Here is a 15,876-nt window from a genome sequence, read left to right as displayed (position 1 = left end):
CAGCTATCATTAGGATAACTGCTCTTTCTGGAATTGATGAATAATACGGCTTATGATACATGTTAGCTTCTTCTCATGGGCTTCGTAAGAATCCGAAACCTCACTTTGCAGACTCCACCGGTATATCGTTTTATCCGTGTGTTTGATTTTATCGGCCCGCTCCGGACCTGCGGCATACAATAAGATTCCAGCAGAGGCGCGGCGGGCGGTCATATAGGCAAGCATCTGAAATACGTCCGGGTTCTCCGACTGTGCAGTGCGCAGCTTATATTTTGTATCCAGCACCACTTCCCGACCTGACCGGTCCTTGAGAATCAAATCAGGAACGATGCGAATCCCACCTGTCTCACCGAGCCAATGACGGGTCTGGGCATGTCCCGCAATGCCGTGCGGACGCAGCTCCTCTGTCAGCCGGCGGGCGATGTAGCTCTCGAACAGCTCATTCATATCGAGCACAAAGCTTTCATATGGCACTCCTCCTTCGCCTATGGAAACGGAGGTCGCACGCCAGTATAGCCGGAGCCAGGTAAACGCCCGAGCATAATGCCGGTTTAACCGGGTCAGCGGCAGGCGTGCAAGCTCTGCCAGCTTATCCCTGACTGATACAGGCAAAGCGGCGGCTGCTTTGCCTTCCTGCGGCTCAAACAGTGCAAGCAAATTTCGAATATCGCGTCCTACACGCGCATCCTTATACCGTCCGGATACCATATCGCGCAGACCGGCATACAGCAATCGGTTTTCCCGGACCCAGTGGGTCGGTTCGTCATATTCGCAGACAAACCGATATTCCTGCTTCATCCAGCGGCGCAGCGTAGCTGTGGTTTGCAACTGGCCCCGCACCTCTTCAAGCGCTTCGGTATGTGCCTGGTATCCGGTACGCAATCCCGTCCGGCAAAGCGAGCGACATTCTTTCACAAAAAACTTTACCAACCACTCCGGATCACCGACCATTTCTGCAAGCGTAGTGACAGGGGGATAAAACCGCAGCGAGGAAATATCATATGCCCAGACAAGCCAATCCCATACGGTTTCGATCGGCAGCTTGGGCAGGATGAGGAAAACGGCATCCGGAAGCTCAATACGCCCCACGTAAGAAAAAGCCGTTATCTCCCATGCGTTACCGGGTATAGCACGAAGCGAAAGAACATGTCCAAACTCTCTTTGCAATATTTCGGCGCTTTTCACAGAAAGCCGGACACCGTTTATCGTCCCATACTCTTTCATTTTATATAGCGGTTTCTCATTCACCATTCGTATTCTCCCCTTCGTCCAGCAGTGCATCCAACTCGAATTCCTGCAAACGCTCCGGCTCAAAGGCGAAATACTCTTCCAGATACGGTAAAATCTCATACTTCCAGATGCGGCGAAGTTTCTGTGGGGTCAACCCGCGGTTTATGAAATAGCTATGGCCAAGAAAAAAATCCGGATTACCAATTTTCTCATTAACCCGGTGGACAAGTTCGGCCACCCACATCATCCTCGGATGATGTTCCGCCAGATACGTACGCAGCACTCGCTCCGTTTCGCGCGGCGATATGGACACGGACGGAAATCGCCTTCGCAGGGCAAAGTCAAGCTGCGAGAGCGATCGGTCGGTCGTGTTCATCGTTCCGATAAGATAGAGGTTGTCCGGGACGATCATTTTGTTTTTCGAGTACGGAAGCGAAATGGCAGAGTTACGGTATTCAAGCGCATACAGCAGCTCCCCGAATACTTTCGCCGTATTGGCGCGATTGATCTCATCAATAATAAGCACGTAGGCACAATCGCGATTCTCCTGCTTAAGCGCCTCGCTGCACAGATTCAGAAAAATACCCGGCTGAACCATAACATTCATATGCGCCGTACCGTTCTCCGCTTCAATAACCTCCGGGCGCACGCCTTCAATAAACTCTTCGTATGTGTAGGAAGGATGGAACTGTACCAGGCAAATCCTTCGCTCGCTTTGCGTTACGATTTTCGCAAGACGCTGCGCGGTGTATGTTTTGCCGGTGCCAGGCGGTCCGTATATAATCATCTGTTTCTTCTCATGCAGCACATCCAGCCATTCCTCCAGCACGTCTCGCTCCAGATGCGTATCCTTTACTGCATCATCAAGCGTATACAAAGGCCATTCGTCTCCTTTACGCGCCAGATAATCAGCAAACTTCGCAAGAAACGTTCTTTCGTCTTCGGCTTCAATCGTGTGCAGCTTACGTAGAAACCCTTCTTCGTTTTCTTCATAAATCGTGCAGATGTATTCAGCAGGCGTGTCCCAGATGAACACATACGCCAGCATTGCGTCCCCTTCCGTCCCGGCAAACCGCCAGACAATTTTGTTCCGGTGCTCTTCCGGCAACTCGAAATGTGCGGCATCCACCTCTTCTGCCCGGGACACAATAAAATTATACTCGCGAAGTAAATACGCAAGGCGCTGTGCCGATCGGAATTCCTCCAGATTTCCTGCTCGATCGGCAGCCTTTTCCGGTTCGGCTATACGGCGCGAAACATAAAACAGAAAGTGCTGCACATCCGCAAGACTCCATGTCATTCCACTTAGGCCTGCCATTTCATCGCGCAGCATCCGGATACACCGGGCGAAACGCTGGTAAGCAGCACTGTCAAACGGTTTGTCTTTGCCGTCGGAGTCGTATCCGAAGTACGCCAGCGCATCACGGTCAGCTTTGTAAAAAATCGGATAGCGCTTCAGATCCTGCAATCCCCAGAAAAAACTGAGAAAGAATGGCGCAAATTTGATATTCGCAAGCTTAGGCGGGGCGTATCCTTTCTCCATGGCGGCTTTTTGCGTGCGATAGACGGTCTCTACGAAAGCGGAAAGCCGATCTACCGTCCACTCATAGTCGCCCTCTTCATGCGACGGAATCGCGGTTGCCTGAAGAAATGCTGCCGTCAGCTCTTCCACCATGTCGGCATATTCGGCCTGATTATAAATTTGATTGAAAAACATCTGACCGGAAAATCCGCTAAATCCCCAGATGTTGATTTTCTTGCCGCCGATTATATGCTTGCTTTTCGTCTTGTGATCGAGCGTTTTTTTGAATTGGAGAAGCGTCATATCTCCCTGACGCAGCCGGTCCAGCTCGTTGAAGTGTGCAAGAAAGGCCGCTTTCTTCTCTTCAATTTCGCGCGCCTGTCTGACGGCTTCATCATCCGCCAAATATGTCCGTATCCATTCGGTTATCTGCTGTGGCACTGCCACATTCCTCCTTCATTCTTCGCTCTGGATTCAGCCCGTGTTAACCTGAACATATAAAAGGTTCTCTTATACTTTTATCTGAACGTGCTGCAAAACCAGTATAACTTGACTCTTGCAAAAAATGTCGAAAAAAAAGAAATTTTAAGTTATATAGCAGAAAATGACGAGCGGATTTTATTTAAACCCTACTCTTGGTAAGTAAGAAGTAGAGGGTACAAAACAAACGGCACTTGGTTTCGGCGTAGACATTTTCGGCGTATTGTGTTGCCCCTCGCACTCATTACCGCTCTGTTCCTGCTTTAATTTTATCCTCTTAGTCATTACCGCCTGTGTGTGACAACTAGTCGTAAAAGCCGGGTAGTGAATCACCCGGCTGTGTTCTGGTATAGGAAAGTATATTTGCTTTATCATGATAAAGCAAATATACTTTCTTCCATTTGTAAACGAGGAAAAACTCGCGGGGCGTGTGCCCCTCTTAGCTATGCAAACTTCCCGTCAGCCAGGGGCGATGACGATAGGGACCGACCGGGATTTGGATGAGGCTGGTTTTTCCCTGCGCATCCATCTTGTAAATCTCATCACACGAGTTTGCATCAAATCCAAGGAGGGGGTGCCCTCCCATCCCGATGGCGGACGCCGCCAACAGTAATCGCTGCACGAGCATACCCGCTTCCATCTGTTGGATGCGATATCCTCTGTACCCCAGTGCTGTTTTGAGGTGATCTTTGTCCCCTGCCACATGCAGGCAGAGCGGTACTTGGAACAGATTTACATTGTCCGCAGACATTGCGTGCTGCAGCCAAAGCCGATGATCTCCGGGACGTACCCGCCGTAACGTATGAGAAGCGCTATCATAGTGGTAAGCACCATCCGGAATGCCTTTAACGTTATACAAACAACCATACAGCGAAACACGGGACTTAAGTCTCCCATGTGCTCCATCCAAATCATTTCGATACGGGAAGAAAGCCATCGCCTCCTGCAACAGAGTAGCCAGTTGCGGCTGGCTTACCTTACCCAAAACAAAATCCATGTTCGGTGAATATCGCCCCCGGCAGATCGACGCCAGATCATATGACAGCCGCTTCACGCGGGGCAGAGCCACCACCTGGCCCCCACAGCTAACGCTCTTCTCCTCCTCATTCTGCTGAAACGATCGCAGTGATTCCAGCAGGGACGCTTCGTTCATCTTGATCAGCATCGGGCACTCTATGATTCTCCGTGACCGGATGTAGTGATCATGCCGAACCGCTGTCAACTCTCGGCACAATTCGGTAGCAAAGACAGTCCCATCTACGTCATTCCCGTTAGCAAACCAAGCAATTGCAGGCTCCACCGACAGCGGAATAACCGCATATACGCTCTCCTCCTGTTCGGATAGCCCAAGCAGATGGTTGATGGCCCGATCAAGAAATTGGAAATACACCCCCGATGCGAAGCCAAACCGCTTCGCCACCTCCAGCAACTGCCCGATCAGCACGCCAGCATCCAGTCCTTGCAGACGATAGGCAAAGTTATTGTATTTAAAGAAATTTTTCCAAAACATCGTCGACACAAAAACAGTGCCAAAACAAGCAGACACATCACAGCGATTGCCAAGGGCCCTGGCCAGATATGAATCGAAATCGCCTTCTCGTAACAACACCAAGCGGTGGTGCGCCACATCATAATGGTACACTCCGGCAGGCACATCCTCCATCTTCAGATACACGTATACTTCGTTTGGATACAACGCTCCACCGGAGGGAACAAACCGCCGGTACGACTGCATTAGGCTCACCGTTTGTTCCGTGTAATCCAGGGCAAAAGCCGCCTGGCAGAATTGAGTAAGCCCGAATACGTACCAGAGAAAATGACCGATTTCACTAAGGTCGGGCTTCGCGGACGCTTCCCGTCCTTCGAGCGTCAGCGGTACTTCCGGGGAAAACGGAACCACAGGCAAGCCACGGTAGAGCTTATATGCAAGCGGTGCGTCTTCCCAATCCACCTCCCAGCCCGGCGGCCTTGCCTTATCAATGTCAAAATGCAAATTGTGCAGAAATGCCTCCAGACTCATTCTTCTCCCTCCTCGTCACGGCTTATGGAAACGGATGCGGATGTGGATTAAGCTGTTCAAGCGTCAGCGGTTGCTTCGCATACCCGAGTTCCACCGGTACCCTGAGCACCCTCTCCAGCCCTGTCACGCGGGTAAGATGATATCCGAATGTCATCGGCAGCATCCCTGGAATCAGCACTTTTACGCAATACAGTCCGTTTCGTATGGTTTCTGGTGTCGTCTGGTCCACCACAATCACATCGAGTTTCAATCGACGGAACACCTGAAGAATGTCCTGCAGATCATCGGTTAGGTCTGCATGCCCCGCCTTCCACTTGAATTCCTCATTAAACGTTCGCAACGGACGATTTTCATCCAGCAAAAATTGCAGACGCTCCTGCGCTTGCGGCAAACTGTACAGCATGGAATGGTCCTCCATCTCCTGTACCAGGGACGGATCGTGGAGCATTCGCATACACTCTTCCTGGCTCGCCTCAAATTTCTCATCAAGCGTCAGCATCATGGCGGCCAGCTCGTGAATCGCGCTTTTCACCGCCCGTACCGGATCGAGATGAGCTCCGGCCGCACAGATGAGATTCACTCCCTTTTGTTTCCTATTTTTCGCCAACGCCCAGACGCTTGGAATCCCGTGCTCCATCGTCGAGTTAAATAAATACACATCATATCCCGCCACCGCCCGCACACGGTCGATCATCAACCGCAATTCTTGGTCGTTAACGGAATAAGGGTCAAGGCGCGAGAGAGGCAGCTGCGCGTACCAAGTCATCAGGAACGAATCGCGCTCCACCACTTCCATGATGCCGTAAAAAATAGCTTCCTCTAAACTTCCGCCTAATGCGCATCCATTGGAAGTTTCATAGACAAAGCCATCCCCGCAGCCCAAGCTGTAATAAGCGAGCAACTCCGGAACGAGAATCGGACGCTCTTGCAAAAACGAATAACCCCATACCCAATTGATTGGGCGATCAGGATCAAACGGTTTGAACGGAAAACCAGGCCGCGCATACTGTTCCTTCGCATGTACTCCTACCTTGACAGGATTGAGCGCCTGATCCGCCAGATTGCGAAAACTGTCATGGATCACCGTTCGTTTACCACGGGGTGCCAGACCGCAGTACCGCTCCAGGCCCTCCAAAATGGCAGTCAGCTCGCTTACCGCATAGCAATGAGTCCGGCCTGCTGCCCCCTCGTTCCCCGTGAACAATGGAAGATTTACACTTACATCGGCAAACGGCGCCACGAGGTCATACATTTTACTATTCAAAAAGCCAGTCCGGTGATCCAGATAGTCTTTGACCAGCACTTTATTCAGGTCATCCATTGAACGGCAGCGGTAACTGTCGGTGCTGATCTTAGGAGTTGGTTTCAGTGAAATCCGGGCCGCGAGCGACGAATCATCAGGTAATCGGCCACAAACCGGACACAACGGGTCAGGCAAAAAGAAGTGACATGAGTTCTTCAGCGTTTTCAGGTTGATCAAAAACACCCGTCCTTCCAAGCGGGCCTGGCTGCCCTGCAGCACCCTCTGTGCCTCGGCCCCGAGCAGGTGAGCTACCTGCAAAAGTCCCGTGCGCGATGCCCACGCGTCACATGGCACTCCCCCGTGCACCGCCAGCCTCTGCTGCAGCTCCCACATCTCCTTGCGGTCGTGTCCTGCCATGAGGCGTCGCATGTCGGCACACCGGGAACACCCTGGCGTACCCGGGCGAACCAGCGGTCCGACTACGCCCTCGCCAAATGAAACGAAGCCCCGCAGCCAAGGGATGCCGGTTAGCCTCAGCAGCTCTTCCGCCTGTTGATGAACGAAAGGGTGCCAGGCATCGTGCAACACCAGAGCCAAATCCGCTGCTTCGGGTGCTCCTGCCTCGAAATTCGTCTGACGAACGACCCGGTATTGGGCGGACAGTTCTCCGTATACGTGTTCCGCCAGCAGCCCTTCCCCGATAATTGCCACAACAGCGCTCACCGGGATTCCCCCTCTCGCAATAAAACACCGAATACCCCCGCCGGGCCCTCTTTCAAAAACGGTTCCAGCGCCAGATCGAAGACCAAAAGCTGCATGCCGTTTCGTTTCAAAACCTGCAGGGCGAACTGCAAAACCTCCGATTGTGCCGTCTCTTCACACGCAGGGATCACGAGGCTTAGCGGCACCTTTTCTTCCAAAAATACGGACGAAACCTCTAACGCCTGCGTCGTGGGACAAGCCGCCTGGTTTTGTGCCTTCATAAGCGCCTGCTGCAACGCCTTCCGCAACGCCATTGTTATATTCAAACCAACACTGCCATACCAGCGGCCGCTCGTACCGACCCATACCACAGGGAAACCGGACACTTCCCTCCCCAAACCGATCACAGGTGCTCCCTGCATCGCAGTCAGTGCCCGCAAATAAAACCGGCAACGTTCATCTTCTACTGCATCCAGCTGCACCTGAAAGACAGGGGACCTCTGATCTACCTGCTGCTTGCCCAGCTCCTCGGTTAAACATCTTTGCAACCCGCGACAGACGCCTTCCGCAACCGTTTCCCCCGCTCCAATACCGATAAATTCTTCCGATTCTCCCGTACTCCCCTCTACTTCCTGATGTGAGAGAAGAGCCTTAACGGGCAAATCAGCCATTCGCGACACATACGCTTCAATCCCGGAAAGCCCCGCCTCCCGCCGCGCTTCCTCATGCGTCAGATCTGCACAAATAATGTCTGGCAACAGCTCAGCCGGTCCATCCGACAGCGGATCAACTGCCTGCACACGGCACTGGGCCAACGGAAGCTGCTTTAGGTCCCCTTCCTCCCAAATATGAAAAATCCCTGATGTCGCCGATGTCAACTGACTGAAGTAAGGAAGTAATCCACCCGGTTCCCTTCTGCTTGAGCTCTGTCCGAGCAGCAGATCCATATCTTGAACCCTTTCGGCTGCCGTACGTCCGGCCAACAGCGGATGGGGCATGAACGAATGCCAGTTTCCTTCCAACGTCTCCAGATCAAGCAGGAAGAATTGATTCTCTTGTTCCGCTTCAGTCACTCCCGTCATCTTTTTTAACAATTCAAACACGATCACATTCGCCAACATCGCTCCTGCTGTGGAAGAGAAGGGATACAACCGCTGATCCCTGCAAAGCGCGGATTGGTGTACGCGGCGCCACGCCGACTCCCAACACCCTTTAGAGTCTGGATGCACCAGCGGGCCCGCCATACCTACCTGCTGCAGACATATGGCGGGGAGGAACACCTTCTTCTCCTCCCTGCAAATCGCATGAAGAACCCGCAGTTCCTCTACATTGCCCTCCTGCGATACATACAAAATCGAATCAAACGGCTGCACTGCCTCCCCCCAGGAACTCATCCCCCGTTTCTGCAGAGTGACCTCCTCTACCGCCACCTCGGGGTCCGTTTTGCGGGCATGTGCCGCCAGTTCCGCCAATCGCAGCCGATTGGTCGGCATCGAGTCCGTAACCAGCACATGGAGCTTGGGTAATCCGGATTCGATCAACGCATAAACCAGCGAGACAAAAAAAGGACCAGAGCCGACCGCCAGCACTTTGGCCTGACGATAGGCCTGAAAACGGTATGCACCGGAATCACCAAAACTGTCTAAAAATTCAATTTGAGAAGCATACTTTTTGAGAACCTCATCCGCCAATTGATGCGGACGGTCTTGGCTCACATCTCGAACAAATCCATTTTTGTACAGAATTTCTGCGATTTCATATACCCGGTTCCTGTATGGATCAGGCAATCCGTCTGTCAAATTCTCCAACGTGTGCTCCCCGTTGAACATCGGCATCAGTTTTTCAATCCACTGATGGATCATACTGCCTTTCATACGGAACGAGCTTACGTTGTTCCGAAAATACACACCGCCGCCTGGATCAGGGAGAAAAAACGTGTCCCTTTTCACTTTCAGACGCGTAGAAGATAGCAAATTTGCCATGCCACTCCTCCTTACCATGAGCTGTTCTCAAATCTGCAACATTCCTTTCACCGTCATCTTATGTACTGCTATTTGTCCCTTATGTCTACTCTTGTAGAGAAGAGCCCCTGCAACCATTCATGCAGAGACCCCTCTCCTCAGGCAACCCCTGTTTCTGTTAGGAAACCAGCAACAGGGGCCTCAACGTCCGCCGCCACAACGGCCACCACCACAACGTCCGCCGCCACAACGAGCACAATGAAAGCAATTAAAACAACGGGCGCAATTGAAGCAATGAAAGCAATTAAAACAACGGGCGCAATTGAAACAATTAAAGCAGCGGGCGCAATTGAAGCAATTAAAAAATTGTCGGGATTGATCAACGTAGGGCTGGCCTTGATTGTCATAATAAACCAATTGGCCCGCCCCAAAATCAGCAACATTCAACTCTTGAAGTTCATCTTTGAAATTATCCATTTTTTACAGCCTCCGTTTATTAAATGAATAAATTGTGCCGGCAGCGTAACCAGCAACTCGAAGAGAGGACAGAACAAAGATAATCAGGAAAACAGCTGCGTAATGGGTAAATTCACCAAATGCTTCGAATCCTCCCCTCGACAAAATATGAACTATGATGGGCTATTGTTACTGATTCAACTATCTATTTTTATGATGCGAAAAAAAAAGAACGGCCTACTAAAAAGCAAGCCGCTCTCTACATCACTTATTGATATGAACTTTTTTGCAATCAACCGTGCAGCTATTCTTTCAGAACAAACCGCGTCCGGCTGTAGCCTTCCTTCGTCTTCTGCACATCAAGCGTGGCCGGCATCGCATTCTTCAATTCCTGCACATGCGAAATCACACCGATCATCCGCCCCGAACTCTGCAGTTCAATCAATGTATCGATCGCTTTCTGCAGCGATTCATCATCCAACGAGCCGAATCCTTCATCGATAAACATCGTTTCAATCGAAATTCCGCCCTGATACGCCTGGATTACGTCGGCCATTCCAAGCGCGAGGCAAAGTGAGGCATTAAATTTCTCCCCACCGGAAAGTGTCTTGACGTCTCGCGTCAGGCCCGTATAGCCATCATATACATCCAGGCCAAGCCCGCTCTGACGACCCCGCTTCTCGAGGCGGTCGCTGCGCCGAAGCTGAAACTGTCCGTTCGACAGCCTGTATAGGCGCTGATTGGCCATGTGGATAATTTTTTCCAGAAATTCAATCTGCAGATACCGCTCGAACGAGATTTTATACCGGTTCTCTCCTCGGACAATGTTGTACAGGTCGACAACGCGGGCCCGTTCCTGATCCAGTTCCTTGAACTTCTGCCCGGCTTCCGCGATACGCGCCTGCAGCTCACGCGCTTTCTCCCGGCAAATCACAGCGGCATCATACTCCTTGCGGGCCTGCTTGCACGCTGCGTCCAACCGCTCGACTTCGGCAAGCAGCGACTCCAGGTCGGCCCGCTCCTTACCAGCAAGCTCTTTTTCTAAATCAGCCATCTGCGCCTGCACCGCCGTGCGTTCGGAAGCGAAACGCTCCAGCTCCTCTTTCATCTTCCTGCGTTCAGGTTCAGGCCGTTTTGCCGCCTGATAGGCCGTCTCGTCCGGGAATCCGGCTTCGCTGAGCGCCTGGATAAAGCGCTGTTCCGCTTGCGCCACTCGCTGTATAGCTTCCGTTACCTGACGCTTGGCATGCTCTGCACCGCTGGCCGCCTGAATGACAGATTCGGATGCCTGTCGGAAGCGATCCTGTGCTTGCTTCCAACGTGTCGCAAGCATATCCTGCCGCTGTACCGCTTCTTTCAACGCTGCCTGTACGCGGTCAAGCGAGCGCAGCGTATCGGGAATTTTCTGCAGGTCGTCTTCATACCGCACTTTTTCTTTTTCATACTCGACGCTCGCCGCCGTCCATTCTTTTGAAAGCCGCTCTTTCGCTTCTGCCTGTTGCTCTACCTGACGTTCAATTGTTTCATATGTTTCTTTTTTGGCTGCAAGCGCCTGCTCGTCTTTCTCCAGCTCTTCCACTTCTTTTTTTAGCGCTTTTCCCTCTTGGATAAACGTCGAATATCGCTCGATCGCATGGTCCGGTGAAAAGCCGTGCTCTTTAATCTCCTGCGCCAGTTTCGCAAGCGCACTTCGTTCCGCCTGCAGACGCGCCTCCGCTTTGCGGAAATGTGCTTCCGCCTCTTCTTTCTCCCGCTTTTTCGCCTGCACATACTCTTTGGTCAATCCGTCGTCCTGTGCATCAGCTTTATGCGGATGCTCCGTGCTACCGCAGACCGGGCAGGGGGCGCCGTCATACAGGTGCTTGGCAAGCATCGCCGCCTGTCCTTCCATCCAGTGGCGCTCCACGGCTTCGAACTCCGTACGAATCTTTTCATAGACAGCCCGTCTGGCTGCTTCACCGCGCTCCGTTTCCCGGATTTCCTGCGCCGCTTTTACATAATTCCTGAGTGCGTTGCCCTGTATCCGCATATCTGCCAGCAGCGTCCGCTTCGCGTTGATCGGCTTTACCCGCTCCTCTATTCGCTTAATCTCTCCGGCAAGCGTCGCCTTCCTCTCTTTGGTGGTCTGCAAAGTACGTTCCATATCTGCAAGCTGTTTCTGTAGCTTCTCTACCTGCTTCCTGCGCATCGCAAGCTCTTTTTCCCGATGGCTGAGCGCCTCCACCAGCGGAAGCAAGTCCCGTAAGCGGTCGGTTTCACGGGCGCACGCCTGTCGTTCCCCCTCTCTTGCTTCTTCCGCACGATACGTCTGCTCGGCCTGCTCCAGTATCCCTCTCGCTTCTCGTTCGGCCCGCTCGGCCCAAGCAAGCTCCCGTCGCTTCGCTTCTGCTTCGCTGCGGGCGTCCGCCCGATGTTCTTCGTGCAGTTCGAGCCGGGCAGCCTGTTCGGCAAGCGTCAGTGTCTTCTTCTGCTGCTCCATTATAACAACGTTTTTCTCCAGCTCTTCTGCCCGTGCGCGCTTTTGCTCAAGCTCGCTAAACCGTTCATTAACAGCCCGCGCCCGGTGGTATATGTCGTTTTGTGTACGGTATGCCTCCTCTAACTGCATCTGGTTTGCCTTATGAATGGCCGCCTGCGTATCATGATGGGCGTACTCTTCATCCAGCCCTTTTATAATCTGGTCTGGATTGCGGTACTCCTGTTTGAGCACTTCAAATAACGGCGATCCCTCCCGCTCCGGCAGTACGGCCGGAATTTGGCTTATGTATTTCTCCAGCTCCCGCTCCCCGGTGCGGCACTTCTCCTCCGCTTCCCGGCGGCGGCGGTTCAGCGCATCGACGACCGCCTGGTAGGCTTCGGTTTTGAAGATGCGGCGCAGAATCTCTTCTTTGTTTTCCGTGTCCGACGTCAGCAGCTTGCGAAACTCTCCCTGGGGCAGCATGACAATCTGGCTGAATTGCTGTTTGGTCAGACCCAGCAGGCTTTCGAGTTTCGCATTGATATCATGGACCGTAAACCGATCCACACAGGGAACCTCGCTGTCCCCGTTTACTTCATACAGTTCAACCTGTGCACCGGTCGCCGTTTTATTACCTGCCTTTACGTGTCCTAACTGACGGAATACCCGAAACCTGCGGCCGCGCAGTTCAAACAGCAATTCTACCGATGTATGGACCTCATCGTCAGCGAAATGGCTGCGCAGAAATTTCGTATCGTTCCTTTCCTCTCCGCTCGCCTCTCCATACAGAGCGAAACAAATGGCATCAAAGATTGTCGTTTTCCCGGCTCCGGTCGGCCCGGAGATGACAAACAGCCGATGGTCACCAAGCTCCGTGAAATCAATCGTTTCCTTGTGCTTGTACGGCCCAAAGGCGGTCATCGTTACCCGAATCGGCCTCATACGCGCTCCCCTTCCTTTGCGAACACTTCTTCGAGCACACTCCGGAAGATTCGCTCTTTCTCCTCCGTCAACCCGCTTCCTTTGACTTCCTTGTAGAACGCCCGGAACAATGCCAGATCATTTTTTTCTGTCTGTTCTGTCCGCTCGGCCGTCAACTCTTCCACTTGGGCAAGCATCAGATTCTGAGTTACGTGCATGGCGTTCGGATACACGGAGCGTACCCTCTCCATTGCAGACAGCACCGGATTTTCATCCAGCAGTTGGACAAAGACGTAGTCATCGCTTCGCTCGTGCGACTCCAACTCATCGATCGTTGCACGCACGGTCCGCATGTCCCGCCGTGGCACAAACGGTCTTTTCTCTACCTTGATTCTTCCCTGTCCATCCATGTGTACCACATAATAACCTTTATTGTGATGCTCTTCGGAAATCGAGTATTTAAGCGGCGATCCGGCATAGCGAATCTTTTCGCTGCCGACATGGTGCGCCTGATGCAGATGACCAAGCGCCGTATAATGGAACGGCTCGAAATGGCGGGCATGCACATATTCCGCACCGCCAATGGAGAGCGGACGCTCTGCATCACTTGCATTCTCGATATCTTCCTTCTCGCCGGACGGTGTCACAAAGGCGTGACCGACCAGTATATGCCGGGCGTTCGGGTCCATTGCCTGCACAATACGTGCTGTAATAGCTCTTGCTGCATCATCGTGCGTCCGAATGGTGTCGTCGCCCAGTACGTTCCGCACCCGTCCCGGATCGGCATAGGGAACCAGATGAATATGTATCGGGCCATACTCATCATGCAGCACCACCGGAGTTACATCGCCGCTGAACCGTCCGCGAATGTGCAACCCCTGATCGCGCATAATGCTGCTGCCAAATTCAATTCGGTCCGGACTGTCATGGTTGCCCGCCACGGCCAGCACAGGCGTCTTCAATTCAACCACAAGCTCATGCAGCGTACGGTTCAGCAGATCGACCGCCTCGGTGGGCGGTACGGCGCGATCGTATAAATCTCCGGCGATGATAACGGCATCAGGCTTTTCCTCCCGCACAGCCTCGATAAATGTGCGCAGAATGAATTCCTGGTCTTCTGTCATATATACGGATTGAATGATTTTTCCTAAATGCCAATCGGCAGTATGAAAAAATTTCATTTCCACTTCCCCCAGGTTGATTCTCTATTTTTCTCTATTCTATCAAAAATTACTATCGGAGGCAGAAGGTTTCAGATTGATTGTGGCCTTCTTTTTATCATGTAATTGCGCTATATAATAGAAAGGAGAAAAACAAAAAGAAGGAGAGAGCTTAATGGGGTTTAAACTCGAACGCATTCACGATAAAGTCGAATTCTTTGAAGCACACGACTTAAAAACGCTGGAGAAAAAAATCGATGAACAGATCGAAAACAACAAAGTATTGATGCTTGAAGTACATTCAGTCACACACCATGTTGCTTTCCAGCCAGACTCAGGCCGGCCACTGTATACGGCAGTCGTTCATTTTAAAGCCAAACCATAGCAGACAAAAACGTCCGGACAGGTTGTTCACCTGTTACCGGACGCTTCTCTCTATTAGCCGACCAATTCCAGTCTTCTTTCTTCTGTTTTGTTCTCGGTCTCTTCTCTCTCTGCTAGCGCGTAAGCGGGGAACGACGGGTAGCCGAACTCCTCGATATCCGTGCAACTCTGACAGACATGCATCCCTTCCGTGCGTTCACCGCAGATTGCGCAATACTCTTTCATTTCTTATAAACCTCCTCAAGGTTGGTACTTCCGCTTCTTCCATGTCTATTGTAGTACGACTACCTTAAGGAAATGTTGGTATTTTTTTACGTTTCGTTAAACATTTGATGAAGATTATGTGAGCATTGGCAGAATTGTCTATTTATATGAATAATGAATGTTGACCCTTCTTTCCACTCAAATATATGTACCTACATGAGCTTATTTTTAATTTCCAGTTGCCGTGCGAAGCAATAGCGAATGATTTTTTCTCTGTGCACTTCCGCAATATCTTCATATACAATGGCCACTGTCTGCGTCCCATTACCATTTATTACCGGATGCCGGACGATTCTCACCTTCAATGGAATACAGAGTTCTTGCTTGCCCTGTTTATTTCCTGCGTTCATCTCCGGCAGATATAATCGGCATTCAAATCTTCTTTCCTCTGGCCATTTAATGTTAGCGTTGCAAATAAACTTGGCACCTCCGGCACTAATATCAACCGTAAGACCTGAATACATCCTATCCTCCTCTCCTTCTTTCCATAAACACTCTATTTTTACTTTTGCCGGTACGCGAACATAATCTCTGCGTTGGATTTTCCGAATATTATCTAACGCCGGTTTAATAAGCACAAGCATCGGGATATTTTCACGCTGTCTACGTACAACAACGGTCATAAATTCATATTGTGCACCATTCGAATGACTGTAGGTTACGTATAACGTCGAGCCTTCCATTAGAAGCGAGGTACGCCCGCTTTGTTCATCTATCGGATAGGTTATCATTATGAACTCTTCGGTTATATCCGCCACCACTGCTTTATACTTTTTCTCTTCGTTTCTTTCATTATAAGAAACAAGCTGTACGGTCTGGTTCACTAAAGGGAACATAGTATCCCCTCCCTCTGTCTTTTTTGCGGCACATCGAACTTTTTTAAAAAGAAAAATCCGCATTTGTATCTACAATTGTAATTCTTATTAGCCATTTATTTGTTTTCAATGGTATATTAACAATACGTTTAACTAAGAAAATATTACTATATCATTCTATATCATTCCATGATTTTCATATAATTTTTCTGTGAAAATCGTGAGAAAAGAAGGAGAGAAAGAGGAAATGAGATCCGGGG

Annotated in this window: 11 protein-coding genes; 1 reads left to right on the top strand and 10 read right to left on the bottom strand. The window is 51.1% G+C overall.

Annotated elements, in window-relative coordinates:
- Nucleotides 1-9: 9 nt before the first annotated feature.
- The 8 genes from B2899_RS02045 to B2899_RS02010 all read right to left on the bottom strand — a co-directional run bounded on the left by B2899_RS02045 (nucleotide 10) and on the right by B2899_RS02010 (nucleotide 14,174).
- A complete protein-coding gene (locus tag B2899_RS02045; protein ID WP_170230322.1) occupies nucleotides 10-1,251 on the bottom strand; it encodes an McrC family protein in 1,242 nt (413 codons plus the stop codon).
- Nucleotides 1,241-3,193 carry an McrB family protein gene (locus tag B2899_RS02040; RefSeq protein ID WP_286883666.1) on the bottom strand — a complete coding sequence of 651 codons (1,953 nt, stop codon included), beginning with the start codon at nucleotides 3,191-3,193 and terminating at the stop codon, nucleotides 1,241-1,243. The genes B2899_RS02045 and B2899_RS02040 overlap by 11 nt, the downstream gene beginning before the upstream one ends.
- A gap of 478 nt (nucleotides 3,194-3,671) precedes the next feature.
- Nucleotides 3,672-5,252, bottom strand: a complete 1,581-nt coding sequence (locus tag B2899_RS02035; RefSeq protein ID WP_286883664.1) for a SagB family peptide dehydrogenase — start codon at nucleotides 5,250-5,252, stop codon at nucleotides 3,672-3,674.
- Nucleotides 5,253-5,274: 22 nt separating this feature from the next.
- Complete coding sequence (locus B2899_RS02030) at nucleotides 5,275-7,218, bottom strand: TOMM precursor leader peptide-binding protein (RefSeq protein ID WP_146811972.1); 1,944 nt, start codon at nucleotides 7,216-7,218, stop codon at nucleotides 5,275-5,277.
- The gene (locus B2899_RS02025) at nucleotides 7,215-9,179 is read right to left on the bottom strand and encodes a putative thiazole-containing bacteriocin maturation protein (RefSeq protein WP_286883662.1); all 1,965 of its coding nucleotides are present in this window, start codon (nucleotides 9,177-9,179) and stop codon (nucleotides 7,215-7,217) included. Before B2899_RS02025 ends, B2899_RS02030 begins: the two co-directional genes overlap by 4 nt.
- Before the next feature lie 180 nt (nucleotides 9,180-9,359).
- A complete protein-coding gene (locus B2899_RS02020) occupies nucleotides 9,360-9,635 on the bottom strand; it encodes a heterocycloanthracin/sonorensin family bacteriocin (protein WP_414631739.1) in 276 nt (91 codons plus the stop codon).
- A 283-nt stretch (nucleotides 9,636-9,918) separates the two neighbouring features.
- The gene (locus B2899_RS02015) at nucleotides 9,919-13,014 is read right to left on the bottom strand and encodes an AAA family ATPase (RefSeq protein WP_286883658.1); all 3,096 of its coding nucleotides are present in this window, start codon (nucleotides 13,012-13,014) and stop codon (nucleotides 9,919-9,921) included.
- The gene (locus B2899_RS02010) at nucleotides 13,011-14,174 is read right to left on the bottom strand and encodes an exonuclease SbcCD subunit D (protein WP_286883656.1); all 1,164 of its coding nucleotides are present in this window, start codon (nucleotides 14,172-14,174) and stop codon (nucleotides 13,011-13,013) included. The genes B2899_RS02015 and B2899_RS02010 overlap by 4 nt, the downstream gene beginning before the upstream one ends.
- 154 nt (nucleotides 14,175-14,328) lie before the next feature.
- Between B2899_RS02010 and B2899_RS02005 the strand changes: the two genes are divergently transcribed.
- Entirely contained in the window at nucleotides 14,329-14,538 is a 210-nt protein-coding gene (locus B2899_RS02005) for a YrzA family protein (protein ID WP_146811967.1), read from the top strand.
- A gap of 53 nt (nucleotides 14,539-14,591) precedes the next feature.
- Here the strand turns inward: B2899_RS02005 and B2899_RS02000 are convergent, their stop codons facing one another.
- Both B2899_RS02000 and B2899_RS01995 read right to left on the bottom strand, forming a co-directional pair.
- Complete coding sequence (locus B2899_RS02000) at nucleotides 14,592-14,762, bottom strand: hypothetical protein (protein WP_170230374.1); 171 nt, start codon at nucleotides 14,760-14,762, stop codon at nucleotides 14,592-14,594.
- Nucleotides 14,763-14,953: 191 nt separating this feature from the next.
- Nucleotides 14,954-15,637 carry a flagellar brake protein gene (locus tag B2899_RS01995; protein ID WP_170230373.1) on the bottom strand — a complete coding sequence of 228 codons (684 nt, stop codon included), beginning with the start codon at nucleotides 15,635-15,637 and terminating at the stop codon, nucleotides 14,954-14,956.
- Between the last annotated feature and the right edge of the window lie 239 nt (nucleotides 15,638-15,876).

The organism is Aneurinibacillus sp. UBA3580, from assembly GCF_002375825.1.
In the GTDB taxonomy this organism is placed as follows: domain Bacteria; phylum Bacillota; class Bacilli; order Aneurinibacillales; family Aneurinibacillaceae; genus Aneurinibacillus; species Aneurinibacillus danicus.
This window is presented reverse-complemented; position numbering and strand designations above follow the sequence as displayed.

Bases quoted from the DNA above. Each gene is read 5' to 3' on its own strand.
- B2899_RS02045 (WP_170230322.1), bottom strand. From the start codon at position 1,251: ATGGTGAATGAGAAACCGCTATATAAAATGAAAGAGTATGGGACGATA.
- B2899_RS02035 (WP_286883664.1), bottom strand. From the start codon at position 5,252: ATGAGTCTGGAGGCATTTCTGCACAATTTGCATTTTGACATTGATAAG.
- B2899_RS02025 (WP_286883662.1), bottom strand. From the start codon at position 9,179: ATGGCAAATTTGCTATCTTCTACGCGTCTGAAAGTGAAAAGGGACACG.
- B2899_RS02020 (WP_414631739.1), bottom strand. From the start codon at position 9,635: ATGGATAATTTCAAAGATGAACTTCAAGAGTTGAATGTTGCTGATTTT.
- B2899_RS02015 (WP_286883658.1), bottom strand. From the start codon at position 13,014: ATGAGGCCGATTCGGGTAACGATGACCGCCTTTGGGCCGTACAAGCAC.
- B2899_RS02010 (WP_286883656.1), bottom strand. From the start codon at position 14,174: ATGAAATTTTTTCATACTGCCGATTGGCATTTAGGAAAAATCATTCAA.
- B2899_RS02005 (WP_146811967.1), top strand. From the start codon at position 14,329: ATGGGGTTTAAACTCGAACGCATTCACGATAAAGTCGAATTCTTTGAA.
- B2899_RS02000 (WP_170230374.1), bottom strand. From the start codon at position 14,762: ATGAAAGAGTATTGCGCAATCTGCGGTGAACGCACGGAAGGGATGCAT.
- B2899_RS01995 (WP_170230373.1), bottom strand. From the start codon at position 15,637: ATGTTCCCTTTAGTGAACCAGACCGTACAGCTTGTTTCTTATAATGAA.